We start from the raw sequence: 24,325 nt of genomic DNA on the forward strand, positions 1-24,325 counted from the left end.
CGATCAGAAATGCGTCAGGGTCAGGCCGAGCTTGTAGGTCGGGCCGTACTCTTCGTACTGGGCGTTGTAGTTGCTGCGCCCGGTGTAGACGAAGTAGGACTCGTCGGTGAGGTTCAGCGCCTCGAACGTCACCTGCAGGTTCGGCGTGATGAAGTAGCCGGCTTTGAAGTCGAGAAACAGCTGCTCGTCGGCGTAGAGGTCATGCGCCTCGTCATCGATGCCGGACACCTCGGCCAGGTATTCGGACTTGTAGTTGGCTGCCAGCCGCATGTTGAAGACGTCGTTTTCCCAGCCAACCATCAGGTTGCCGACCGTATCGGAGTGGTTCGGCAGGTCGATGCTGCGACTGCTGTCCTGCCCTTCGATATCCGCGTCGGACTTGCTGAGGGTGGCGTTGGCACCGAGCAACACGCCGTTCCAGGGCGCCGGCAGCCAATCGAGCTTCTGCGAGTAGGACAACTCGACACCGTAGAGCTTGGCGCTGCTGCCATTCTCGTAGCTCAGCGCCTCGTCAAAGCCGGCCCACTGCCCCGTGCCAGCCACGTCGGTGTTGTAGATGAAATTATCGATGTCCTTGTAGAACAGATACGCCGACACAGCGCCCGCTCGGCCCATGTAGTGCTCGATGCCGAGGTCGTAGTTCATCGACTCCAGCGGCTTGAGGTCGGGATTGCCGAACTCCGCTTCGTCGCCATCGATGATGAAACCGGGCGCAAGCTGCTCGAAGGTGGGACGCACCACGGTGTTGGTCCAGGCGGCGCGCAGAAGGGTGTCGTCCGTCAGTTGATAGCGCGCGTGCAGGCCGGGTAGCCAATGGTCGTAGCGGTTATCGCTGGAAATGGATTCGAACTCGCCCTCGCGTATGCCGGTGCCCTTGGCGCTGAACTCGGTGCCCTCGTAACGCAAGCCGGCGATGATGCGCCACTTGTCCAGGTCCAGAGTGTTCATGAAGTAGGCGGCGTTGATGTCTTCGTTCATGTCGAAGTCGCCGATGCGCGACTCTTCTTCGTCCCGGAAAGCGCTCGCGTCCAGACCACCAATGAGACCTTCAAGGGCACCGGCGCTGATGCCCTGGCCGAAGCGATCGAGGCTGTAGTCGACGGTCCCGTGCTGGTAGTCAGCCAGAGTCAGGTCATCGAAGTCATCGTAGGCCCAGACATCGACGTCGTTGGTCTTGTCACGACGGCTCAGCTTGCCGCCGAATTTGAACTGCGACGCGTAGCCCTGGATGTCGTACTCGCGGGCGAGATCCAGGCGGATGTTCTTCTCCTTGTCGCGAGCGTCGCTCTCCTCCCACTCCACCTCGTCGAGCTCGAAGCTGGCAGGATCGTAGAAGGTCGGATCGACAGTCAGACGCGGCTTAGTGGTACTGGAAAAACCTACGTCAGCGAAGTCGCCTTCGAAGGTCGCGCTGGAAATGCCGCCCGGGTTGCGCTCACGTGCCTCGCTGTAGCCGGCCTGTCCGCTAAGGGTCCACAGGCCCATCATCCGTTCGCCGCCGAACACGTAGGATTGGATGGTCTGGGTTTCCTCGCGGGACTTGATCTCGCGCCAGCCCTCGGCATCGCCCAGCTCGCCGGCCAGTTGCGCGTCGTCGAACTCGACCCCGGCGGCATTGCGGGTTTCGGTGTCCTTGAAGCGGCTATAGAGGGTGCGCAGGTAGTAGCTGCTGAAATCGTCGGGCTGGTAGTCGAAGTTCAGGCCGACCCCGGCGCGTTCGCGGGTGATCTCGTAGTCGCGCTGCTCGAACTCCTCCAACCGGGCGCCGTCCTCGAAATCCCACTTACCGCCGGTTTCGACGTTGTCGGAGCCGAAGTCACGCTCCTGCCAGCTCAGGGCGGCGGCGACACCGAAGTTGTCCACGCCATCCCCGAGGCTGAAGCGGTTGCTGAACGCACCGGAGAACTTGGGACTGGTCTTGCCGACGTTCTCGTCGTAGCTGCCTTCGGTGCTGAGGCTGTAGAACAATCCGTCGTGGTCGAACGCTGACAGGCTTTCCACCTCGATGGTGCCGCCGAGGGAGTTGGCGTCCATGTCCGGGGTCAGCGTCTTGACCACCGAGAGCGACTGCACGAGTTCGGAGGGCAGCACGTCCAGCGCCACGGCGCGACGGCCGCTTTCTGGCGAGGGCACCAGGGTGCCGTTGATAGTGACGCTGTTCAGGTCCGGCGCGATGCCGCGTACGCTGACAAAGCGGCCTTCGCCCTGGTCGCGCTCGACCGAAAGCCCAGGGATGCGCTGCAAGGCTTCGGCGGCGTTGTCGTCTGGCAACTGGCCGATACCGTCGGCATGGACCACGCTCTTCACGCTGTCGGAGTTGCGTTGTTCCTTCAATGCTTCGTCGAGGCTGACGGCTTGGCCGATCACCTCGACGTGCTCCATGACAAGCGGCTCCTCGGCCCAGGCCGAACCGGCGCTGATGGCCAGGGCCAGCAGGCTGATGCGGAACCCTGCATGGCGGATGCCGCTGCGGTATGTGCTCATGAACAAATCCCCCGAACGCTGATTACCGGGTCCATCCCGGAACTGCAGCGGACGGTAGGGTCAGGATATGGCAGTTCTGTGACAGGGGGTGGGGCTGGGGCGCCAGCGGGGGCTTATTGGGGTGGTTTTGGGGAGGAGTTGAGCTGATATGACCTGGTTTGGTGGGTCGGGTGAGGCGTGTGTGAGGTAGAGGTTCGTGCCGCTGCTCGTTGTCGCGCGGTTCTGGACGCTGACTTCGCCCTGCTGGGCGAGTCACTTTTTCTTGTGTGGCCAAGAAAAAGTAACCAAAAAGAAGGCCACCCCTACATCCGGGTTTTGCTACGCAAAACTTCCCTCCCTCCGGCGCTGCTCCGGGGGTCGTCGCGAAGGGACATCCATGTCCCATCACTCCTCGCTCGGCATCCATGCCTCGCGTCCCCCTGCGCAGCACCTACGCTCGGCCTCCTGAAGGGGAATCGGATCCGAGTTGTCTGAAAGTTTTTAAACAGCCAAAGAACCACGCTTTGCTTCTTTACTGACAAAGCGAGCCATCAGACGCCGCCGAACGCCCCTTTCAGGAGGCCGAATGGAATCCGCGCGGAGGGGAGCGAGCGGCATGGATGCCGCGAGAGGCGTAAAGGGCCATGGATGGCCCTTTACGCCGGCCCCCCGGAGCGCGGATGAAATGAGGGAAGTCGAGCGAAGCGAGACCCGGATGCAGGGGCAAGACCTTTTGGTTCGTTTGGGCGGGGCCGGCCATCCGGCGACTGCCAAAAGGGACTCGCCCAGCAGGGCGAAACCAAGCTCTCAGCCCACTCACCAATAAGCCTAACGCTGAACCTGAGCTGCGCCGCCTTTGAATCTATCCTTAAAAACCCTGAGCCAATTCAACCCCCACCCCATTCATCCAACCGTCACATTCATCTGTTTCCGTGCCCTCACGCACTGGCGCGCGCCTCGCCACGGAGACCCGATGAAATCCCTGCTCAAACTCCACACCCTCACCCTGCTCGGCCTCGCCTTCGCCGCCAATTTCGGTCTGCAGGTCTACCTAGCGACCGGCCAGATCAAGCCCTGGGCCGACATCAACTGGATGGACGTCGCCGGCGAAGGCGGCTCGGCCGTGCTCGCGCTGGCCTGGCTGATCATGCTGCTGCACAGTCGCCCGGCCGGCCGTGTGACCCGATTGCTGGCGCTGGGCCTGGCGTGCGTGTTCTTCTCCTGGTGGATGGACACTCTGGACGAATTCATCCAGCTGCCGGAACTGGCGATCTGGGACAACTGGCTGGAGACCGCGCCGATGCCCGTCGGCCTGCTGCTGCTGACCCTAGGCATCTACCACCTCAATCAGGAACAACGCGCCATAAATCAGCAGATGAGCAAGCGCGAGAAAGGCTTCCGCGAGCACCGCCTGTTCGACAAGCTCACCCCATTAGGCGCTGCGGAATATCTGCGCCAGCAGGTACAGCAGGCGCTCGGTCACGCCCAGGCGGAACAGCAGCCGCTGTCGCTGGTGGTCGTGGACCTGGACGATTTCAACGCCATCAACCAGCGCTACGGCCAGGCCGAGGGCGATGCGGTACTGCAGGCCATGGCGCAGCTGCTGTTACTCAACCTGCGTCGCCAGGACCTGCTCTGCCGCCTGGCCGGAGATCGCTTCGTCGCGGTGTTGCCGAACACGGGCGAGACCCAGGCCCGAGTGATCGCGGATGAACTGCAGCAGGCCGTGGCCAGCCTGGCGCACAAAACCGCGCAGCACGGCGAACGGGTACACCTGCATGCCAGCACCGGCACGGTGATGGCCTTCAACGAGGATGCCGAACAGCTGCTCAAGCGCCTCAACCTGAACCTGGCCAAAACCAAGCAGCAGCTTTCGCGCTGCGCCTGAGGAAGGGCCATGACTCCCGGTTACGATTGCGATACACGCTTTATCGCGGCACATCACCAGCCAGCCGTACTGATTGATCTGGCGTTGTCACGAGGCATCGACAGCCACCAATTACTGCGCGGCAGTGGGCTGTTCTATGAAGACGTCGTGGGCGGCCAGGCGCGGATCAGTCCTCTGCAGTTTCTGGCCCTGATTGGAAACGCGCAGCGCTTGCTTGGGGTGGACGACAGCAGCTTTCTGTTGGGCCAGCGTTTGCTGCCCGGCCACTACGGCGAGGTGAGCCACGCACTGACCCATGCCTGCACGTTGCAACAGGCGCTGGAACAACTGCAGCGATTCCGCGCGCTGCTCAGTCCGCTGCTGACGCCCCGAGTGGTGTTCGACGAGCAGCAGGCATACCTGTACTGGACCGACAGCTGTGGTTCCGGTGATCAGCAGCGATTTCTCACCGAGGCCAGCCTGACAGCCGTGGTTGCAATGAGCAGACGCCTATCCGGCGAGCGCCTGCCGTGGCGCTTCCACCTCGCCTACCCGCAACCGCGGCATGTCGAGCAGTACTGGGTGCACCTGGGCGAGCAGCTGACGTTCGCCAGTCAGATGACCATGATGAGCCTGCCGCTGGAATATCTGTACAAGCCGTGGCCTGGCGCCTCAGCCACCGCCGGACAGGTCGCGTATCAGGCGAGTTGCGCGCAGCTGGAAAGTCTTGGCTGGCCTGGCAGCTTTATCGATCAGCTGTATGACTATCTGTATGGGAACATTCGCGAGCCGTTGAATCTGGAGCGCGTCGCCCATGCTTTCGAGATGAGCCCCGCCTCGCTAAAGCGCAAGCTGCACAAGCACGGCACGGGCTTTCAGGAGCAGCTGGATCAGGTGCGCAAACATGTAGCGCTGTACCTGTACCAGATGAAGGGCTACAGCAACGATGAGGTTGCCAGTTACCTGCGCTTCAACGACACCACCAATTTTCGCCGCTCATTCAAACGCTGGACCGGTCTGGCGCCTAGCAGCCTGCGCCAGCTTTTCCAGAGCTGAGCCGGCCAGGCGTGTCGCCGCGCCTCGCCTGTTGCCTCGCTATCGGTCGGCTCGAAGTTCGGGATGTGCGACCTTTGCTTGAGTTGCCTGTGCTTCATTCGCATCGCGCCGATGACTCAAGGTGGTCAGCGCTCGACGCAGCAACAGCGCTGCGATGCCGGCAACTGCGAGAAAAGTGATTAGCACCGGTATGGCTTGTTGATTCATGCGTCTGGCTCATCCTTGGTAAAGGGTCGCGGTCGCGATAGCGTTTTGATACTACCGGCGATTTTGCGCGAATGCCATTGCCGCAGCGGCCCTTGATGATCAAGGCACAGGTGCATTCTCGGACAAACGGTAGGACCCAACCGGTATCTGGCGAGTCGTATCTGCATCGTTACGCTTAATAACTCGTACCTGAGGGAGCCGATCCAGATGCATCGGGAATACACCAGGCAATACCATCAACTGCGTACCCACATCGAACGGATGCTCGACAACGGCGCAGTGATTGCTGAACGAGCGCCGCTGACGATCAGACGAGGGAATCAGGTTTATCAAGTCGCTTGCGGCATGCTGATCAGCGAGCAGAGCGCTCGCTGATACAACCACACCCGTAATCGCCATCGACCCCAGCTACCAAAGAGAACCGTGGGTCACACAACCTTGTCGACGGTCACCCGGTGCAGGGTTCCGCTTCCCTGCTCGAAGGCGCTGATATTAGCCAGTGTTGTCTCGGCAATATTGGTCAGCGCTTCAGCCGTGAAGAACGCCTGATGTCCCGTGATCAACACGTTGGGAAAGGTCGTCAGGCGCATGAACTGGTCGTCACTGATGACCCGCTGTGACAGGTCCTGAAAGAACAGATTTTCCTCTTCTTCGTAAACATCCAGACCCAGGCGACCGATCTTTCCGCTCTTCAGGCCATCGATTACCGCGCGCGTATCGACCACGCGACCCCTGCCAGTGTTGACCAGCATCACACCCTGCTTCATCTGAGCGATTGCAGCGTCATCGATCAGATGGTGGGTTTCGGGTGTCAGTGGGCAGTGCAGCGAAATGATGTCCGCCTCCTCAAACAGCTGCTCCAGCGGCACGTAAGTGACGAACGCCTTTGCATCAGCGCTGGGGAAAGGATCATGGGCCAGTACCCTGCAGCCGAAACCACGCATGATGTCAGCGAAGATAAGACCGATCTTGCCGGTGCCGATGACTCCGACTGTCTTGCCGTACAGGTCGAAGCCCAGCAGGCCATCGAGAGAAAAGTTTCCCTCACGGACGCGGTTATAGGCCCGAAAGGTCATTCGGTTGAGGCTCAGGATGAGCGCCACCGCATGCTCGGCCACCGCATGCGGCGAGTACGCCGGCACGCGCACCACGGTCATCTCTAGCCGCTCTGCCTCTGGAAGGTCCACGTTGTTGAAGCCGGCCGAGCGCAGGGCGATCAGCCTGGTGCCGTTGGCGTGCAGGAGCTGCAGTACTTCGCGGTCGAGCTTGTCATTGACGAACACACAGACACCGCTGAACCCTGAAGCCAACGCTGCCGTTTCAACAGTCAACCGAGCGTCCAGGTAGACCAGTTGGTGCTGGTGCACCTGGTTGGCCTGATCGAGAAAAGTGCGGTCGTAGAGTTTGGTACTGAAGACGGCGATGCGCATGGACTGGCCTCCTCGCGAAACGGGATAAGCGGGCGACGGTACCCGTCACTTGATCTACCGAACGAAGCTAAAAGGCAACCGTCCTACCGTTTCAACGAGACAGGCAAGGCCTGTATGACCTCACGCCAGCCCGTCGAACCGGGCATAAGGATTGCTGCAGGGCAACCGGTAGCCAAGAAAGTTGACCTTGGGATTGGTCTTGTTCTGCTGCCGCAGATAATCAGTCGAAACCATAAAGTCCGTTAGCAACCGGCGTTCGAAATTATCGACTCGCAGATCAGTGTAGGCGGTCCCTACACCGGTTTCCTGACGAATTTTGTACAACCCCATCAATGCAGTCAGCTTCTCCGAGCCGTAGTGGTTAGCCATTGCATCGACAAACTTGCGCTGGTCCTCCGGATCCATTTGAAAGGTTCCCACCAAGCGCTGCAGCAGCTGCGGGATAAAGACCTGGCGGTCCTCGTAGACCCAGGCACCCGACCCGACCGCCACCAGACCGAGCGCGGCGGCGGATGAAACCAACAACGTACGACGTTTCATGGGCATTCCTTAGCTGTAAAGCAGGTCGGCAGCACGGATGGACAAAGCGGCGGCCGTCAGGCTGGGATTCGCCGGCGAGCAGCTCGGGTAGGTCGCGGTACCGACGACAACAAGGTTGCGCATCTTGTGGTGCAGCATATGCCCGTCTACTACCGAACCGTCATCGGCCTGCCCCATGCGCAGCGTGCCCTGTACATGCGACTCGGTAAGACGCCACTCCCTGAAGTTGATCGACTCCACCGGCAGCGGCGCGAGCAGTCTTTCCAGGCTGTCCAGGCCGTACTGAACCCCCTTCATGCCGTAATCCGACTCGCCGCGGTAATCGATGATTGCCTGCCCGGTCTGCGGGTCGATGACGACCCGGTTCTCCACGTTGGGCAGGTCTTCGCTGACGAGCATCAACGGCAGTGTCTGATTCCAGCGGCCGATCTCCGGACGCAGCCCATACGGCCAGCGATTTTCGAAGTAGACCAGACACGCCGAGTGGTCCTTGCGGAAGTCTCCGTCGTACAGCGAGTAATTAAGGCCGGTGGTGATAGTGCTTCCGTCAAAATTGCCCAGACCATCGAGATAGACCTCGACGTTGGCGCCAACCTGCTCGTGCAGGCCCATGCCGGTTTCGCCGAAGTTGATATCCGAACGCAATAGAATCGCCGGGCTTTGAATGGCATTAGCGCCCAGTACGAAGAGGTCACCAAAGACTTTGAATTCCTGCCCTTCAGAGCGGATCGTCACGCCCTTGATGGTGTTGCCCTGGTATTCGAGCGTACGTACTTCGGTCTTCAGACACACATCCACCTTGGGGTGGCGATACAGCTCTGCCAGACCATTCTGCGCGGTGAACTTGGCATTCATCGGGCAGAGGTTACAGGTGGCGTTGGCACAGCAGACACCACGGGTGCCGGTCGCGACCCGAGCGCGCCCGGTCGGCATGATGAAATGATGGTCGGGCATGGCCTCCTTCATCAGCATGTCGATTGAGGAGCCTTTGTGCGGCGGTTGAGGGAATGGCTGACTGCGAGGGAGCACGCGAGTCATGTCGGGGTCGCCGGCGATCGACATGATCTGCTCGGCCTGGCAGTAGTAAGGCTCAAGCTCGGCATAGCTCAGCGGCCAATCGTTACCGACGCCGTATCGAGTTCGGATGGCAAAATCGCTGGGGTGCAGACGGGGGGTTTGCGAGTACCAGCAGTTCATTCCGCCGCCGAGAGCGATGGTGGTGTTCCAGGGCTTCTCGCCGCGATTGTCGTAGGTGGACTCGGGCTTGATAGCCGAACTGCTCTGGGTCTGAATCTGCCAATCCCAAGGGTGGAAATCGCCCCACTCAATAATCAATGCGCGCCCGGTGAGGTGCTTCAAGGCTTCGGTGAGGAAGAAGCTCGAACCAAAACCAGACCCGATTACAACGAGCTCATAGTGTTCTTTGTTGATGTCCTTTGCGCTTACCCGGTTGATCTCCACGACCGATTCCCTTACTGCTGCAGCCTCATCGAAAACAGGCTGTCCAATCATTTACACGTCAGCAATGTCCCGCCGCGCAGCGCATGTCACCTGCTTAAACCCGGCGTATCGCTAAGACACGCTCTGGGAAGCCAGTTCTACGTGACCTTTGAAACGAAGCGGAGTTCCAGCCTGCTTAAGTCCTTGCGCGCGATGGGCTAGTCATTCAGCCCTTCCGATAGCCATTTTCGTACCCGACGCCGGTCACGCCAGGAGGTCAGCTGATGGGTGAACGGGCTCTCCGGCACCAGACGGCATTCCGGATTGCTGAGGTCGCCCAGCTTGAAGCGGCGCAACACACCCAGCGGGTGGCGCTCTGGACCGTAAAACGCCCCTGCGCGAATTTCCATGCAGTGGAACTGCCAGTCACCCACTGGCTGATGGCCCTGAAGCTCGATGCCGTTGAGCTCGGCGACTCGCCGCAACATGCCTTGAAAAGTGCCTACGTGAATGAAATCACCACTGCTTAACGGCCCCTGATGGGTGGTCTGGTGGATGGCGAGATCCGGCGGCACGTCGTCTTCCATGCTCTGGCGAATGTCGGTGATATCCACTTCCAACGGCCCACGTGACGTCACCACAGAGACCACGAGCTGATTGATGAACATCGGCTCGGCACTCATGTTGGAAATGATGCAAAGCGAGCCGAGACCCTTGCCAGCGCCTCGATTGATCAGCAGGCTCGGCTGACGCTGCCGTCTGAAGTTTCGCAAGAGCAAATGCGCGTAAAACATCCAGACTAGAAGCGTGCTCAAGGAGATCAGCAAGGAAACGAGCTGCTGGTTCTTCATTAACCAATCGATCATGTAGGGCCTCGGTAAGTGATTCCCAGCTGAGACAGTCCAAACCCGACTGGGTGCCCCACCCCATTCGGTGAGCGCCGCTCAATGCGGGGCCCGTCCAGCAGCAGGCACGAACGAACGCCAGCTGCTGCTGGTCCGAAACATGGAGCCCGCCAACAGTCGAGGGAAATCAAATGAAGAGCTTGAACATCGCTTCGTCAGTGTTACTGGCCCTGCTAGCAACGACCGCGTCGGGCAATCAGGAACCGACCGAGCATGAGCCGGCCGACAGCAACAGCCAGGCCCAGCAAGACCTCGATAACGAGGCAAGCGCGCACGGCTACCAGAACCCTACCGGCGAAGACCCGCAACCGCGTCTGACCGAAGACACGATCGAAAATGCTCATGGAGACGACGAGGACATGAGCAGCGGAGAGGACCCTCAGGAGCGCTGATCGGCGATACGCGCCGCCATTGGCAGTCGTTGATCACCATCAGCTTGCTATCACGGCCCTCTGCGCGGGCCGTCTCGGCGTACGAGCCAAGCAGCAGGATGCTGCAGCGCGCCGCCGGAGTGCAGAAATACATTAGGCTTGAGCCGCAGCCGGGCGGCTGCGGCAGGTCAGTAAAGCACACGGCTAATCGACGGCGCGCCTGAGCGTGAAAGCGCCCCGCAGCTCCCCGGCCTTGAAGCCACGAGCCTCGTCCTCCGGGTAGTACTCGTCAATCAACGCCGCGAGTTCGGGCTTGATCGCTTCTCCATGACAGGCAAGGCAGGCCTCGCCAGTGGGAACGGCTTTCATCAGTCGAAACTCGCCGTCCACCACCTCGGCATGCGACATGCTCTGCAGCGGCTCACCTTGCGCAGCGCGCTGTTGAAACTGTTCGAGCACGGCGCGCTCCCATGGATCGGGCGCATTGCTCTGGTTGCGCAGTTTCAATGCAGTGCGACCCACCCGCCACGGCGCCTCGCTATGCTCGGCAGTGATCTGCGGCGCCAATTGCTGACAGGCTTGCACCGCCTGTTGCGGCCCGCCACTTTCCACCGCCGACTTCACCGTAGCCATCAGCTGCTGCTGAAACGGAGGAATGAGCGACATCCCCTCCTTGATCAACGGATCCAGGGGCTCAGCCTCGGCGGACAAGCTCAACGCCAAACAGCTCAAGGGCAACAGATAGCGCATAAAAACTCCTTGCTGGCCTCGCGGCCGAATGCGATGAATGGAATCCAAATTCAACAGGGCCGGCGTTCATCGAACTGTCCTGCGACCAGGCAGCTTCGGCGCTGCGACGGACTTCCTAGGGGCCGCCGCCCGGGATGCGCACGCCAGCGCCGAAAAGCAGATGTACTTACCCGTTCAACCCCTTACGCCGAAGCGCTTCAGCGCCCAGCGGCCTTTTGCTTTAGCGGGTGTTCGGCCTCAGCTCTCAACCTGCCAACGCACTGTGCAGCCGCGCGCCATGCAACAGGTTGTCTGCCAGCGGGCAACGGCGTTCCACCTCAGCGAGGAATTCCTGTTTCTGCTCAAGCGTCATGTCAGCATCGATCTCGACCCGCAGGCGCACTTCCTCGAAGCCGGGCCGCACGCTGATGTCACGTCCTAGCAACCCGGCCGGATCGTAGTCCGCCTCGACTTCGAAGCGCATGCCACGCAGCACCACCTTGCGCTGGTGGGCGAGGAAACGACCGATCGTTCCGAAGCAACCCGCAAGCGCCGCCAAGACCAACTCCAGCGGACTCGGTCCGGTATCAGTACCGAACGCGGCACGCGGCTGGTCGATCAGCACCCGGTGATTGCCGCAATCCACTTCGATTGCGAAGCCGTCACCCATACTGCCTTGAACACTGATGGTCTTCATGTGCGGTCTTGTCCCTTTAAAAACCTTCGATGCACAGTGCACCGATGACGCTTAGCGACCTGACGCTGAACCGAATCGCCAGATACAGTGCATCGCCCTTCACATTACTGACTTACATTATATTTTTATATGTATTGTTTCAAGGATGTTTTTGGCTTCAGCCGCAAGGCCTGATTGGCAGTCGGGATGTGAGAACGAGCGCCAGCCGAACAGCTTCCGCAAGCTTCGCGCCAGCAACTGACACCGCGATGACTGTTAGCGCGGTGACTCTACCGACTGAGTTGAATCGTCGCGCGGGGGATAATAGGGCCGCAACCTTTCAAGCACCGGGAGCCGCACCCGAGAGCCGCGCGGATAAACGCTATCTCAGGTGGCTCTGTGTTAGGGCTGAGTCGATCAACACTCTTGCCGGTTTCGGTACCTGAGATCAGGTCGGGCATCATCAGCATTAAGCGAGATGTCACTAACGAATGACGAAAGGCGGATCAGGACCATAACCGCTCTCCGGCCCGATTAAAGACCGGCCTGCGAGATGGCGCCCTCTACGGTTGGCGCCACCAACCACTTATTGACCTCTTGGACATCGTTTCTAATCAACGTCCCGCTCCATCGACGCAATACCATGGTGCTCATGACGAAATCGTACTGCGCTTTCAAGAGATCGCGACGAGCCACGTACTCTTCCTTGGTGGCGTTGAGTACATCAATCCCATTCATTACACCATAGCCAAAGGCACGCTCAGCAGCCTCTCTAGCCTTTTGCGAAGACAGCAGTGCCTTGCGTGAGGCTGCGATTTTGCTGACACCCGCCTCGGCAGCGTAGTAAGCCGAACGTACCTCTCGTACTACTTGCCGACGCGCCTGCTCGAGTTCGTACTCGGCGGCCATCAATTCCGCATGACCGGCTTCCACCCGGGCACTGACCGATCCGCCGCTAAAAATTGGCATCTGGACCCCCAGGCTCGCTACATATGTGTCGGTACTATTAGCAAGATTGCTATTTTCATAGCCGATGTCGCTCCTCTGGCCGCTCAGACTCAGCGATGCCTTCGGCGCATGGCCGCCGCGCGCCATTTTCAGAGCTGATTGCGCGGCATCTACGGCACTTCGGCGAGCCTGTAATACGGGACTTGAACCCATTGCGTGCTCAACCCAGTATTCGCGCCCTTGATCTAGCAGGACAAAGGGGGTTTGGTCCCCTATGCGCTTGAATCTCTCATTAATGGTTCGCCCTACCAGTTCCGAGAGAGCCTCTCGGCTTACGTCGATATCACTGCGCGCCCTGATCTCGGCAGCACGAAGCACGTCGACACGTGAGGAGATTTCCAGCACGTCCGTGATCAGCGCCAGCTGCCGGGCGTATAGCGACTGCACCCGATCTAGATTGCGCTCGGTGGCCCGCAATTCGGCAGAAACCAGCTCCAGTTCGTCCTCGGCCGCCAACGATGAAAAGTAGCGCTCAATCAGATCTATGGTGGCCTCCTCCTGAGCGACCTTATATTCGGCCTTCCGTTGCTGAGCCAGACCGGAATATCGCCGATAGTTATGCCACGTCTCTGGATCGTATAGCGTCTGGCTGAATGTCAGCGCGTATCGTTCGCCGTTATAGAAATCGCGAGTGACCTCGTTGTCCTGCAGGCTCCGATTGAAGGCGCTGCTGGCGCTGAGTTGGGGCAAAAGTTGTCCTAACGCCTCTCGCTCTCGCCATTTGCCACCCTCCCGCTGTGCTTTGGCGATCAGGATACGAGGATCCTTCGCCTCCGCCTCTTGAAACAACTGCCACAGATCTACTAGCGCTTCAGTATTCACGTCACCGTCTGGCTCGGCCCGTGACAGACTTTCCAAGTGGTGATTTTGTGCAGAAGCCAACCCCGCGGCCAATGATCCAAGCAATAACAACGTAACCAGCCAGTAGCGCATTCTCAATCCTCGATCAGCGAGCGGGCAAAAGCATTGGATGCCGGCTGGACCAGGTACTCGAGCAACGTGCGCTCACCTGTATTGATCAATACTTCCGCAGGCATGCCAGGAACGAGGACCAGATTTTCCAGCTGCTTGCGCCCGGCGTCCGTCAGCTCTACCCGACCAAGGTAATAAGGAATGCCGGTCTGCTCATTGACCAGCCGATCAGCCGATATCCGCGTCAAAACTCCTTCAATAACAGGCGTCGTAGCGCTCTTGAATGCGCTGAACCGGATGTCGGCAAGCTTGCCCGGCCCTACCCGGTCGATATCCATCGGCGAGATCTCAACATCAATGACCAGATCCTCGCTTGCGGGGACTAGATCCAGCAAAGGCGTGCCGGGACTGATCACACCGCCAACGGTATGAACCTGCATACCCAGGACCATGCCCGACTCCGGAGCGCGGATCTGGATACGCTGCGCCCGATCGGTCGCTGCGGCCATCCGCTCGGTCAAATCGAAAATGGCTGTCTGCACCTCGGCAAGCTGAGTCACCACTTCGGAAATGAAGTCCTTGTTCAGCTGCATGATCTGCAGCTCCGTCTCCCCTGCCTGCAAACGAGCGCGAGCGATCGACGATTTGAGATCAGCTATTTCCGAGCGCAGCCGGACAACATTGCGCTGCTGTTCTCGCAGGCGCTGCTTGTCGACGAAACCTTCCTGCAGGAGCGCGGTGAGATCGGTCACTTCTTCGTCATAGAACGCCGCCTCCTGCGTTTTCCCGTCAATGACGGAGTGAAAGCCGCGAATTTGCTCGTTCAACTGCACCACTCGTTTTTGCAGCACACTGATCTCACCAAGCCGTGCCGCCCGCCTGGCATTGAAAATCTGCAGCTCACTCGCGCGCGCCTCGCCAACTCGTGGGTCGGTTCCCGGCACACCGAAGTTCACTTCGTCATCCCCGCCCCGCTCAGCCACAAGCCGCGCCTCTAGCGCTTGAGCGGCGATCAATTGACTACGCACCATTTCCAGCTCGGCGAACACCTGGGTGCCATCCAGCTCTACCAGGACATCGCCGGTCTGGACCTGGTCGCCGTCGTGAACATGCAGAGCACTGACGATGCCGCCCTCAAGATGCTGCACGGTCTTGCGATAGCTCTTGACCGTAACCACACCCGGCGCAAGAGCCGCACTGTCAAGCGGCGCGAAGGTCGCCCAGGAGCCGAACAGGCCGAACGTGACGAACAAGGCGGCGTAGCCGATGCGCCTCGCTGGCACATCATTGATCTTTACAGGTAGCGAAGGCAAAAGGCCTGCGGTGGAAGCATTACTCACGTCGTTTTCCATCCTCAAGGGGTTACGCTTGGGCGAGCGCTACGGGCTTCTGAGCCTTGGTCAATTCCGCTAAAACCTGCGCGCGCGGGCCGAACAGCATCAGGGCGCCGTCACGCAGCACCATCAGCTTGTCCAGCGCGTTGAGCACACTGGTCCGGTGAGTAATCACGAACAGCGTGCAACCGGCCTGCTTGAGTTTGATGATGGCGTCGGACAAAGCGCGCTCGCCCACATCGTCCAAATTAGAATTGGGCTCATCCAAGATGACCAGCTGCGGGCGCCGATACACCGCGCGTGCCAGTCCGATACGCTGACGCTGCCCGCCGGACAACCCGCCCCCCGACGCCCCGATCACCGTGTCATACCCCTGGGGTAGCTTGAGAATCAGTTCATGCACGCCGGCCAAGCGTGCGGCCTCGACTACCGCCGCCGGGTCCACCTGACCGAAGCGTGCAATGTTCTCGCTGATCGATCCCTCGAACAGCTCGACATCCTGCGGCAGGTAACCAACATGCTGACCCAGCTCATCCCGCTTCCAGGCAAATACATCGGCCCCATCAAGGCGCACCTTGCCGTGCGCTGCCGGCCAGATGCCCAACAGTGCGCGGGCCAGAGTCGATTTCCCCGAAGCGCTCGGACCGATGATGCCAACCGCATCGCCGGCAGTCACATGAAAGCTCAGCCCTGCTAGGACAGGCTTCTGCACACCGGGTGGCACCACCGCCAGGTTTTCCGCTGTTATCTCACCACGCGGAGCTGGCAACGACATGCGCTCGGGCTCGGCTGCGACCTGCTTCAGCAGTTCATCGAGCCGCGCATATTGACCGCGCGCAGCAGAAAAGCCTTTCCAGGCCCCAATCATCTGGTCAATCGGCGCGAGCGCACGACCGAGGAGGATGGAACCGGCAATCATCAATCCCGGAGTGATTTCCTGCTCAATCGCCAGATAGGCGCCCAAGCCAAGAATGAGCGATTGAACCAACAGACGAAATGTCTTGGAGAATGCCGCGATACTGCCACCGCGATCACTGGCCACACCCTGCAATACCAGCACCTGATGGTTCATTGCCTGCCAGCGCTCACGAAGCATGCCCAGCATACCCATTGCCTCTACTACCTCGGCATTGCGCAGATTCTTCTGGGTGAAGGCAGTAGCCGCCAAGTTCTGCTTGTTGGCCTCAAGTAACGCAGTGTTGGTCAGCCGCTCATTGAGGTAGGCCAGGGCGACCAATATCAGCGCACACCCCAAGGCAAACCAGCCAAACCAGGGGTGGAACAAAAACATAACGGCCAGATAGATCGGCAGCCAAGGTGCATCGAAGAAGGCAAACAGACCGTTACCGGTAATGAACTGGCGCAACCCGGTCAGATCGCTCAGCGGCTGCGCCGAGGCCTGCGTACCACCCGAGCCGAGGGCCTGCTTGAAGCTGGCATCGTAGAGACGCGGACCCAGGATCAGATCCAGCCGCGTACTCAGGCGCACCATGATGCGTGAACGCACCCACTCCAGCACTCCCATCGTAAACAACAGCAAGATCAGAATCAGCGTCAGCATCAGTAGCGTCGAATGACTACCGGTGGCAACCACCCGGTCGTACACCTGCAGCATGTAGAACGAGGGCACCAGCATCAGAAAATTGATGAACAGACTGAAAAAACCAACGGAAAAGAAGCCACCTCTACATACCAGCAGGGCGGCTTTCAGATCAGAAAGAGCGGGGGGCTTCATGCGCGGGCCTCGAAGGCTTGATAGCAAAAACAGCCCACGATGATATCACAACAGCATCATTATGATGCCAATATCCCGACACACGGCGCGCAACACTGCGCCTTCTCGATCGATGATTGTGGGCAACTACCTACATCGAGTATTGCAAAAACAAACAAACCGTAACGGTGCAATTCCGCCTCATGTTACGTAGCCAAGATAGACACAACGGCGCAAGAAAGCTCCGAGTTGCTTGGCGTAATAACTAGGCACTTCGGAGAGCCAAATAGGAGAAAATAATCACTGAACTTATCCGAATAATAGTATTTACCGGCATTATGCTGGCTTTTCGGCACAATATTGTTCCATGAAACTTATATAGAGCAGCGTGTAATCGCGACGTTCCACGAGCCGCTACCGCCCCCCCTGCGGTCATTGCCGAGCCGGCAGATCCTCGTATTTGCAGCGTGGAGAAAGCTGCAACGTCACCTCCTTTCGTCCGCCGAAGCGACCCCCATCGCAGCGAAGGACTATACTTTCTGTCAACAATCAGTAGAATCCGCCATTATTCCGACGCCAAGTTAATGGATTTTGCGTAAGGACACGGAGATTTGCAGTGCCAAGGGAACGGGCTGACGCAATATCGCCCTTGAGATTTGAAGAGGTAGAACATGAGACATACGAATGCGTCCAGCGAACCGGCGGTCAAGCTGGTAATACGGCTGCCCGCCTCGATGAGAGAGCGCCTCGCCGAAGTGGCGATAGCCAACCATCGCAGTATGAATTCCCAAATCATCTCCGTTCTCGAGCATGCCTTGGCAGAGCCTCCAGAAGATTCGCAAGAAGACTCTCAATAAGCGACCTTCCTCCAGCCGCGATTAATGGGCATAAAAAACCCTGCACCGTAGGGCAGGGTTTAGTTGAAGCAACCTCCCTTACATGCTGCGAGGGAGGCGTGCAGATGCCAAATTAGACCAGGGTTTGCCCCCAGTCGAAGTTGTCGGCACTGATAGAGCTAGCATCGGAGATACCAACTAGTTTGATCACGGTGTCGCCAGCATCAAAACTATTGTTATGGCCGTCATCGAAGAACACCCAGGTGTCTGTTCCATCGCCGCCAACGAATGGCCAGCTGTCATTTTGTAGTTGCGCCTGAGCCGCAGCCTTAACGTCAGCGAAACCTCCGAAAGAACTTCCCCCATTGAACACCGAATAGGAATGGCCCACGACCAAACCTTGCAGGTCAATGACGTCAGAACCTACTTCGAAGTCCACGATGCTGTCCATTTGGCTCTCGGTAGAGTCACCAGTTACTCGATACACAAATGTATCTGAGCCGGCACCGCCATTTAGCTGATCTGCCCCTTGGCCGCCGGTGATGAAATCGTCTCCTGAATTGCCGACGAGCTCATCACTACCTGCGCCACCAACCAGCACGTCATCTCCTGCGCCGCCCGTTAGGGTGTCGTTGTTATTCCCCCCCATCGCACTGATGGCGATGGTCGCTGCGGAACCATCCACCACCAGCGCCCCAGTTGCTACTCCATTCGTCACCGATATACCGCCTGCAAACGCAGTGTTTGCATTGGTTCCGAGCGTGACGGAAGCAGTACCGCCCGCATCCATAGTCAGCATTTCTACGTTTGTTACATTGGCGAAAGCACTGTCGGACAAACTGACGTTACCGCCACCGATGCCGTTCCAAGCGTATACGGTATCGCTGCCCTCGCCACCATCCACCACGGCTGCCGAGGCCACCGTGACATTGGCGCCTTCATCGAAGCTGAACCGATCGTTGCCGGCATCTCCGTACAGGGAATCGCCAGCGCGACCGGTAATCATGTCGTTACCCGCGCCACCGTAGATGGTGTCGGCACCCGCGCCACCGTCGATAGTGTCGTTTCCGGCAAGACCGATAATGGTGTTGTTGCCCGAGTTACCATTAAGGAGATCGCTGCCGGAAGTACCAAGAAGCACAAAGTCACTGTCGTCAACCAGCCCGGCCATGCCCAACAGCTTGACCGTCGTTTTTGCGTTGTTGTTGTCGGTCAATGTCACCACAGCGGTAGAGCCGATGCTGGACACCTCGATGTTGCTAGGCATTGCACCCTGGAATGCGATCTTGTCCTGGCCATCCTTGAAGCCCACGATGATGTCAGTGCCCTGGCTTCCCGCTGCGTCGTAGACGAACATATCTTGAGCGCCATCGTCGGCAGAGTTGTCGCCGCCGTAAAGCACATCGTTGCCCGCGCCGCCTTTGATGATATCGGCACCGCTACCACCATAGATGGTGTCGTTGCCCGCACCGCCGTGCAGCGTGTCGTTACCGGCCAGCCCGCGCAGCACATCAGCGAAGTCACTGCCGATCAGCAAGTCGCCGCCAGCAATCGAGCTGCCCACCAGGGTGGAGCCGGACGATGCGTTGGCTGTTGCAGTTTTGAGCAGGCTACCATCAGCAAACTGGATAGAACTTCCGTCCAGATTGCCGCTGTAGCCGCCAAGCAACAGAACGCCGCCGTTGCCACCAGTAATGGTTGTTCCGGCACCGCTGACGGATACGCTGGTTGATGCCGCCGAGACTCCGGCGATGGTAATCACCGTGGCCGGGTCATAATTGACTACCGTTACCTGTTCGCCGCCGTCAAAGTCGACTGCCTCAGGCACCACGTCAGGGCCGGCAACCGGAATTTCAATGTACTGGGCAGCGCCGGTCACACCATCTTCTCCGCCGTCGACTACTTCGACGTAAAGGCCTGCGTCTATTCCTGAGTCGTCTGCAGAGAACGTCAAGCCGTTTAGCGCTGCATTTATCTGCGCCGCGGTACCGGTAATCAACACGGTCAACTCACCGGCACTGTCGCTGCCTTCGATGACCGTCACGCCTGAGTCGTTGCTCAAGTCAAGCGTGCCGCCAACAGCCGTCAGGCTGAGCGTCAGCTGCTCATTGGCATCCGCATCGGACACCAGCAGCGTGCCGTTGAACACGACATTAGCACTGGCTGCACTGATGTTCGGATTACCGATCACGGTAATTTCCGGCGCATCGTTGGTGCCGGTCAGCGTGATGGTCGCGGTTTGCGCCACGCTACCTCCCTTGCCATCGAGCACGGTATAGGCAACCAATACGCTGAGCGTCTCGCCGTGGGCCAAGGCGTCGAAGGCAACATTGGCAGGGTCCACCGTCAGTGTTGAACCAGCAAGGCTGAAGCCCGTCGGCACAGAACTGCTGGCTACGCCATCGCCCAGTTTGTAAGTCACACCCCCAATGCTCAGGACGTCATTGGCATCCACATCGTGCGCGCCGCTCAGCAAGTTGATGGTGTACGCCGCATCGCCTTCGACTTTGCTGCTGGTGATCGCGCCACTCACTGTCGGCTGGTCGTTGGTGCCTTTGATTGTGATGGTCGCGGTTTTGGCTGGGCTGGCAATGCCATCGGTGACCTTGTAGTTAACGACTATTACCAAGCTCTCGCCTTGACCCAAGGAATCGAAGGCAGGTGAGCTCGGGTTGATGCTCAACACGCCGCTCGGCGCCAGGCTCAAACCGGTTGGAATGTCAGTACCACCATTACCCGTTGCAGCCCCGCCGACTGTATAGGTGGCGTTGCTGACGCTGAGGGTGTCGTTGGTGTCGACATCGCTTGTCCCAAGCAGCAGGTTGAGGGTGTAAACGCCATTGCCTTCAAAGTCGGAGGTAATCAGCGCCGCACCAACCGAAGGCACATCGTTGGTGCCGTTGATGGTCACCTCGATCAGTTTCTCAGTGCCGTCAGCAGCCTTGACCGTGAACTGCTCGATTTTGGTCGCGTTTGCACCTAGGTATTGCACGGCGCTATTGGCCACGCTGTAGGTCCAAGCGCCATTGGCGTCAATACTGAGGCTGCCGAGGGTGGAGCCCACTGCAACGCCAGCGCCGGTTTGGAAGGCATTAGGGGTGCCATCGACGTCAGTACTGGTCAGGGTGCCGGTAGCTGTCAAGGTCGGAGTGGTTGTGTCTTCGGTTACGCTGCCGGTTGTGTCACCGTCAATCACGGCAGCATCGTTGGTGCCGGTGATGGTGACAGTAACAACCTGCTCGGTGCCGTCGATGCTGGTGACGGTGAAGGCTTCTTGCACCTGTTGACCGTCATTCAGCTCGTCAAACGCACTGCTGGCCTCGAACGACCAGGCGCCAGCAGCATCGATGCTGAAGGTGCCGTTGCCGCGAACGATGGTGTTAGCAGTGAAGCTGTTGTCAACGTTGTCGGCATCGGTGCTGGTCAGGGTGCCAGTGAGGGTCAGCGGGGCATCGGTTTCTGCTACCGACTGGCTCACGTCACCGTCAATCACGGCAGCATCGTTGGTGCCGGTGATGGTGACAGTAACAACCTGCTCGGTGCCGTCGATGCTGGTGACGGTGAAGGCTTCTTGCACCTGTTGACCGTCATTCAGCTCGTCAAACGCACTGCTGGCCTCGAACGACCAGGCGCCAGCAGCATCGATGCTGAAGGTGCCGTTGCCGCGAACGATGGTGGTAGCAGTGAAGCTGTTGTCAACGTTGTCGGCATCGGTGCTGGTCAGGGTGCCAGTGAGGGTCAGCGGGGCATCGGTTTCTGCTACCGACTGGCTCACGTCACCGTCAATCACGGCAGCATCGTTGGTGCCGGTGATGGTGATGGTGGCGGTCTGGGCAACAGTACCTCCGTTACCATCGTTGATGACGTAATTCACCACGATGTTGAGGGGGTCACCCGCGGCAAGGTAATCAAAGGCGGAAGAGTTCGGGTCTACGATCAGGGTGCTTCCTGCGAGCACCAGTCCATCAGGGACGACCCCACTACCGTTAAAGGTCAAGGACTGGACAATGTGCGTATCAGCCGCATCCGGATCGATGAGGCCCTGTAGTAAGTCGATCTCGTAGGCTTCAGCGCCTTCGTTAACCGCGCTGCTGATTGCGCCCGACACAGTCGGTGCATCATTGGTACCAGTGATGGTGATTGTCGCCGTCTGCGGGACAGACCCTGCGGCGCCATATGGGCCTTCATAGCCGTCAGTGACGGAGTAGGAAGCAACGATGACCAGTTTCTGACCGGCTTGCAGATAGTCGAATACGGAGCTGCTTGGATCGACCTGCAACTCATTGCCAATCTTCACGATGCCAGCTGGAGCATCAGTACCCTCGTTGCCGGTCGCAACCCCATCTACCGTATAGGTGATATTGCTGGCGGCCAGCGCATCGCCCTCGGCATCCGTTGCGTTGTCGAGCAGATCCAGCAGGTAAACCGTTTCACCTTCAACATCTTCGCTGGTAATTGCGGCGGTAACCGTCGGCGCTTCGTTAGCCCCGGTGATCGTGATAGTAGCTGTCTGCGCGACGGTTGCTCCATCGGCATCGTCTATGGTGTAGCTGACGACCACCGTAGTCGACTCACCTCTCGCCAGATCCAGGTAACTGTTGGGGTTTACGGTTAGGGTGTTGCCAATGATGGAGAAGCCTGCTGGCTGGGTAGCGCTTGCGCCAAGGCTATCCACGTTATAGGTGAAGTCTCTGGCAACTAGGAATTGCGAGTCGACATCAGTAACGCCAGCCAGCAAGTCAATCTGTGCCGAGGCTGCATTGTCGAATATAGCTTCGCTGATTGCACTTTCAACCACCGGGACGTCATTGGTTCCGGTCACGGTGATGACCAGGTTCGCCGCTTCAGAGGTCGCTTCTTGAATATCAGTTGCGGTGAACGGAATGGTCAGAACCAACGGCTCGCCAGCCGCCAGCGAGTCGTAGCTCGAGGCGTCGAAGGTGTAGGTACCGTCGGCATTGAAAGTCAGACCAGCCGGGGCTTCGCCGACCAGTGCGTAGGTCAGCGTGGTCGTCTCGCCTGCATCGGCGTCGGTGCCGGCAACGCTGCCTTCAATGGTTGCATCTTCGGCAACGGCATTCACAGCCGCCAGGGCCACCGGAACGTCGTTGGTTCCGGTCACGGTGATGACCAGGTTCGCCGCTTCAGAGGTCGCTTCTTGAATATCAGTTGCGGTGAACGGAATGGTCAGCACCAGCGGCTCGCCAGCAGTCAGCGAGTCGTAGCTCGACGCATCGAAGGTGTAGGTGCCGTCGGCGTTGAAGGTCAGACCAGCCGGGGCTTCACCGACCAGTGCGTAGGTCAGCGTGGCGGTTTCGCCTGCATCGGCGTCGGTGCCAGCAACGCTGCCTTCAATGGTTGCATCTTCGGCAACGGCATTCACGGCAGCCTGGGCAACCGGAACGTCGTTGGTGCCGGTCACGGTGATGACTAGGTTCGCCGCCGCAGAGGTCGCTTCTTGAGCGTCAGTCGCGGTGAACGGAATGGTCAGCACCAGCGGCTCGCCAGCAGTCAGCGAGTCGTAGCTCGACGCATCGAAGGTGTAGGTACCGTCGGCGTTGAAGGTCAGACCAGCCGGGGCTTCACCGACCAGTGCGTAGGTCAGCGTGGCGGTTTCGCCTGCATCGGCGTCGGTGCCAGCAACGCTGCCTTCAATGGTTGCATCTTCGGCAACGGCATTCACAGCCGCCAGGGCCACCGGGACGTCGTTGGTGCCGGTCACGGTGATAGTCGCAACCTGACTAACCGAACCGCCGTTTCCGTCAGCAATCGTGTAGTTCAGCGTGATGGTGAATACTTCACCTTCCGCCAGGAAGTCATAGGCAGAAGGGTCGAAGCCTAAAACCGTTTCCGATACCGGCGCAAAGCCTAGTGGTAGCGTCTCGGTTTGCTGCCCGTTCACGGTAATGGTGCCGGCGGTAATTACCAGTGCGTCACCATTGGGGTCTGTAGCACCTTGCAGCAGGTCCAGGACCAGAAGTTCGCCATCTTCAACTACATCAAGGGATAACGGCGCAGCCACCACTGGTGGCTGATTAGGCGCAGTATCGTCGACCGGAATAATGTCAAGCGTGGCCGTGCCGGCGACGCTAGTGGTGCCATCGGAGACGGAATAGCTGAAGGTGACGGCCGTATCGTCATCCGGAGCTGGGGTGTAGATCCATGTGCCGTCGTGGTTATCAACAAGCTGGCCAGCACCGGAGCTGATTTGCAGGTTGCTAACCGTCAGCAGATCCCCATCTGCATCTTCAGCCTCAGCCAGCAGTTCAAGCGAAGTGATCAGACGAGCACCGCTGTCTTCTGCAATATGGGCGAGTACTACACTGGATGTGGTCGGTGCGTCATTGACAGCTGCCACGGCAAGCGAAGCTGGAACGGATGTACCACTTGTTTCGATACCGCCTAACTCGCCATTGCCCCAAGTACGGGTCAACGTGTTGACTGCTTGCAGGTTCAGAGCGGTAACATCTCCGCCCTGAAAGCCTTCATTATTAAGCCAGTAGAGTTTTGAATCGCTGCCGCTTACCTTGACGTTGTTGATGTAAAGACCATTTAGGCGCAGTACTACCTCAGGCTCAGGCTCGATTGTGAAATCAATAACCTGGCGAACCCCAGACATATCTATATATGAAAGGGAGCCTGAGGTGCCGGCCTCAATAAGAAAACCATCAGCGGTGCTCGACTCATTGCCATTCATCAACAGTCGGGCATAGGTGATTGCGTAATACTGATCTTCAATTCCGCCTACCAGCGGTTTCATCGTAGTGAGCGTAACAGCCATGTCGTTCTCCAGCGCCCCAACAAGTGGAGCCAGCGTTATTCTTTAAAAGTAGGTAG

General features: G+C 58.9%; 16 protein-coding genes and 1 pseudogene. 5 read left to right on the forward strand and 12 right to left on the reverse strand.

The annotated features are described in order from the left end of the window. Positions 1-3: 3 nt before the first annotated feature. On the reverse strand, positions 4-2,484 hold the full coding sequence (locus CXK96_RS01475; protein WP_102834732.1) for a TonB-dependent receptor: 2,481 nt from the start codon (positions 2,482-2,484) through the stop codon (positions 4-6). A 952-nt stretch (positions 2,485-3,436) separates the two neighbouring features. Between CXK96_RS01475 and CXK96_RS01485 the strand changes: the two genes are divergently transcribed. Next, positions 3,437-4,351 carry a GGDEF domain-containing protein gene (locus CXK96_RS01485; RefSeq protein WP_102834734.1) on the forward strand — a complete coding sequence of 305 codons (915 nt, stop codon included), beginning with the start codon at positions 3,437-3,439 and terminating at the stop codon, positions 4,349-4,351. A gap of 9 nt (positions 4,352-4,360) precedes the next feature. Beyond that, the gene (locus CXK96_RS01490) at positions 4,361-5,386 is read left to right on the forward strand and encodes an AraC family transcriptional regulator (RefSeq protein ID WP_102834735.1); all 1,026 of its coding nucleotides are present in this window, start codon (positions 4,361-4,363) and stop codon (positions 5,384-5,386) included. A gap of 39 nt (positions 5,387-5,425) precedes the next feature. Here CXK96_RS01490 and CXK96_RS21135 read toward each other — a convergent pair whose 3' ends face one another. Then, the gene (locus CXK96_RS21135) at positions 5,426-5,593 is read right to left on the reverse strand and encodes a DUF2973 domain-containing protein (RefSeq protein ID WP_146030685.1); all 168 of its coding nucleotides are present in this window, start codon (positions 5,591-5,593) and stop codon (positions 5,426-5,428) included. A gap of 207 nt (positions 5,594-5,800) precedes the next feature. Between CXK96_RS21135 and CXK96_RS20680 the strand changes: the two genes are divergently transcribed. Next, positions 5,801-5,968: a hypothetical protein gene (locus tag CXK96_RS20680; RefSeq protein ID WP_178114586.1), complete on the forward strand. Its 168-nt coding sequence runs from the start codon at positions 5,801-5,803 to the stop codon at positions 5,966-5,968. Between the two features lie 53 nt (positions 5,969-6,021). Here CXK96_RS20680 and CXK96_RS01495 read toward each other — a convergent pair whose 3' ends face one another. The 4 genes from CXK96_RS01495 to CXK96_RS01510 all read right to left on the reverse strand — a co-directional run bounded on the left by CXK96_RS01495 (position 6,022) and on the right by CXK96_RS01510 (position 9,869). Beyond that, the gene (locus CXK96_RS01495; RefSeq protein WP_102834736.1) at positions 6,022-7,023 is read right to left on the reverse strand and encodes a 2-hydroxyacid dehydrogenase; all 1,002 of its coding nucleotides are present in this window, start codon (positions 7,021-7,023) and stop codon (positions 6,022-6,024) included. Between the two features lie 120 nt (positions 7,024-7,143). After that, positions 7,144-7,563, reverse strand: coding sequence for a hypothetical protein (locus CXK96_RS01500; RefSeq protein ID WP_102834737.1), 420 nt, complete (start codon positions 7,561-7,563; stop codon positions 7,144-7,146). A 9-nt stretch (positions 7,564-7,572) separates the two neighbouring features. Further along, the gene (locus CXK96_RS01505; protein ID WP_102834738.1) at positions 7,573-9,024 is read right to left on the reverse strand and encodes a GMC oxidoreductase; all 1,452 of its coding nucleotides are present in this window, start codon (positions 9,022-9,024) and stop codon (positions 7,573-7,575) included. A gap of 197 nt (positions 9,025-9,221) precedes the next feature. After that, complete coding sequence (locus CXK96_RS01510; protein ID WP_102834739.1) at positions 9,222-9,869, reverse strand: hypothetical protein; 648 nt, start codon at positions 9,867-9,869, stop codon at positions 9,222-9,224. A gap of 170 nt (positions 9,870-10,039) precedes the next feature. On the opposite strand from CXK96_RS01510, the gene CXK96_RS01515 reads away from it, so the two are divergent. Then, positions 10,040-10,300 carry a hypothetical protein gene (locus tag CXK96_RS01515; protein ID WP_102834740.1) on the forward strand — a complete coding sequence of 87 codons (261 nt, stop codon included), beginning with the start codon at positions 10,040-10,042 and terminating at the stop codon, positions 10,298-10,300. Positions 10,301-10,483: 183 nt separating this feature from the next. On the opposite strand, the gene CXK96_RS01520 is transcribed toward CXK96_RS01515, so the two are convergent. From CXK96_RS01520 to CXK96_RS01540, 5 genes are all read right to left on the reverse strand, one after another. Then, a complete protein-coding gene (locus tag CXK96_RS01520; protein ID WP_180981470.1) occupies positions 10,484-11,029 on the reverse strand; it encodes a Tll0287-like domain-containing protein in 546 nt (181 codons plus the stop codon). 244 nt (positions 11,030-11,273) lie between these two features. Next, entirely contained in the window at positions 11,274-11,705 is a 432-nt protein-coding gene (locus tag CXK96_RS01525) for an OsmC family protein (RefSeq protein WP_102834741.1), read from the reverse strand. 513 nt (positions 11,706-12,218) lie between these two features. Continuing rightward, positions 12,219-13,625: a TolC family outer membrane protein gene (locus CXK96_RS01530; protein WP_102834742.1), complete on the reverse strand. Its 1,407-nt coding sequence runs from the start codon at positions 13,623-13,625 to the stop codon at positions 12,219-12,221. A gap of 2 nt (positions 13,626-13,627) precedes the next feature. Next, on the reverse strand, positions 13,628-14,956 hold the full coding sequence (locus CXK96_RS01535) for an HlyD family type I secretion periplasmic adaptor subunit (protein ID WP_180981480.1): 1,329 nt from the start codon (positions 14,954-14,956) through the stop codon (positions 13,628-13,630). Positions 14,957-14,966: 10 nt separating this feature from the next. Continuing rightward, on the reverse strand, positions 14,967-16,673 hold the full coding sequence (locus CXK96_RS01540; protein ID WP_102834743.1) for a type I secretion system permease/ATPase: 1,707 nt from the start codon (positions 16,671-16,673) through the stop codon (positions 14,967-14,969). A gap of 650 nt (positions 16,674-17,323) precedes the next feature. Between CXK96_RS01540 and CXK96_RS01545 the strand changes: the two are divergent. Beyond that, a pseudogene (locus CXK96_RS01545) lies at positions 17,324-17,476 on the forward strand (Arc family DNA-binding protein); the annotation flags it as partial. Positions 17,477-17,621: 145 nt separating this feature from the next. On the opposite strand, the gene CXK96_RS01550 reads toward CXK96_RS01545, so the two are convergent. Next, positions 17,622-24,269: a VCBS domain-containing protein gene (locus tag CXK96_RS01550; protein ID WP_102834745.1), complete on the reverse strand. Its 6,648-nt coding sequence runs from the start codon at positions 24,267-24,269 to the stop codon at positions 17,622-17,624. Positions 24,270-24,325 lie beyond the last annotated feature (56 nt).

Source organism: Stutzerimonas stutzeri (assembly GCF_002890895.1).
Taxonomy (GTDB): Bacteria; Pseudomonadota; Gammaproteobacteria; order Pseudomonadales; family Pseudomonadaceae; genus Stutzerimonas; species Stutzerimonas stutzeri_AB.

Coding starts and splice junctions, on each gene's coding strand:
- CXK96_RS01475 (WP_102834732.1), bottom strand. CDS start 2,484: ATGAGCACATACCGCAGCGGCATCCGCCATGCAGGGTTCCGCATCAGC.
- CXK96_RS01485 (WP_102834734.1), top strand. CDS start 3,437: ATGAAATCCCTGCTCAAACTCCACACCCTCACCCTGCTCGGCCTCGCC.
- CXK96_RS01490 (WP_102834735.1), top strand. CDS start 4,361: ATGACTCCCGGTTACGATTGCGATACACGCTTTATCGCGGCACATCAC.
- CXK96_RS21135 (WP_146030685.1), bottom strand. CDS start 5,593: ATGAATCAACAAGCCATACCGGTGCTAATCACTTTTCTCGCAGTTGCC.
- CXK96_RS20680 (WP_178114586.1), top strand. CDS start 5,801: ATGCATCGGGAATACACCAGGCAATACCATCAACTGCGTACCCACATC.
- CXK96_RS01495 (WP_102834736.1), bottom strand. CDS start 7,023: ATGCGCATCGCCGTCTTCAGTACCAAACTCTACGACCGCACTTTTCTC.
- CXK96_RS01500 (WP_102834737.1), bottom strand. CDS start 7,563: ATGAAACGTCGTACGTTGTTGGTTTCATCCGCCGCCGCGCTCGGTCTG.
- CXK96_RS01510 (WP_102834739.1), bottom strand. CDS start 9,869: ATGATCGATTGGTTAATGAAGAACCAGCAGCTCGTTTCCTTGCTGATC.
- CXK96_RS01515 (WP_102834740.1), top strand. CDS start 10,040: ATGAAGAGCTTGAACATCGCTTCGTCAGTGTTACTGGCCCTGCTAGCA.
- CXK96_RS01520 (WP_180981470.1), bottom strand. CDS start 11,029: ATGCGCTATCTGTTGCCCTTGAGCTGTTTGGCGTTGAGCTTGTCCGCC.
- CXK96_RS01525 (WP_102834741.1), bottom strand. CDS start 11,705: ATGAAGACCATCAGTGTTCAAGGCAGTATGGGTGACGGCTTCGCAATC.
- CXK96_RS01530 (WP_102834742.1), bottom strand. CDS start 13,625: ATGCGCTACTGGCTGGTTACGTTGTTATTGCTTGGATCATTGGCCGCG.
- CXK96_RS01535 (WP_180981480.1), bottom strand. CDS start 14,956: ATGGAAAACGACGTGAGTAATGCTTCCACCGCAGGCCTTTTGCCTTCG.
- CXK96_RS01540 (WP_102834743.1), bottom strand. CDS start 16,673: ATGAAGCCCCCCGCTCTTTCTGATCTGAAAGCCGCCCTGCTGGTATGT.
- CXK96_RS01550 (WP_102834745.1), bottom strand. CDS start 24,269: ATGGCTGTTACGCTCACTACGATGAAACCGCTGGTAGGCGGAATTGAA.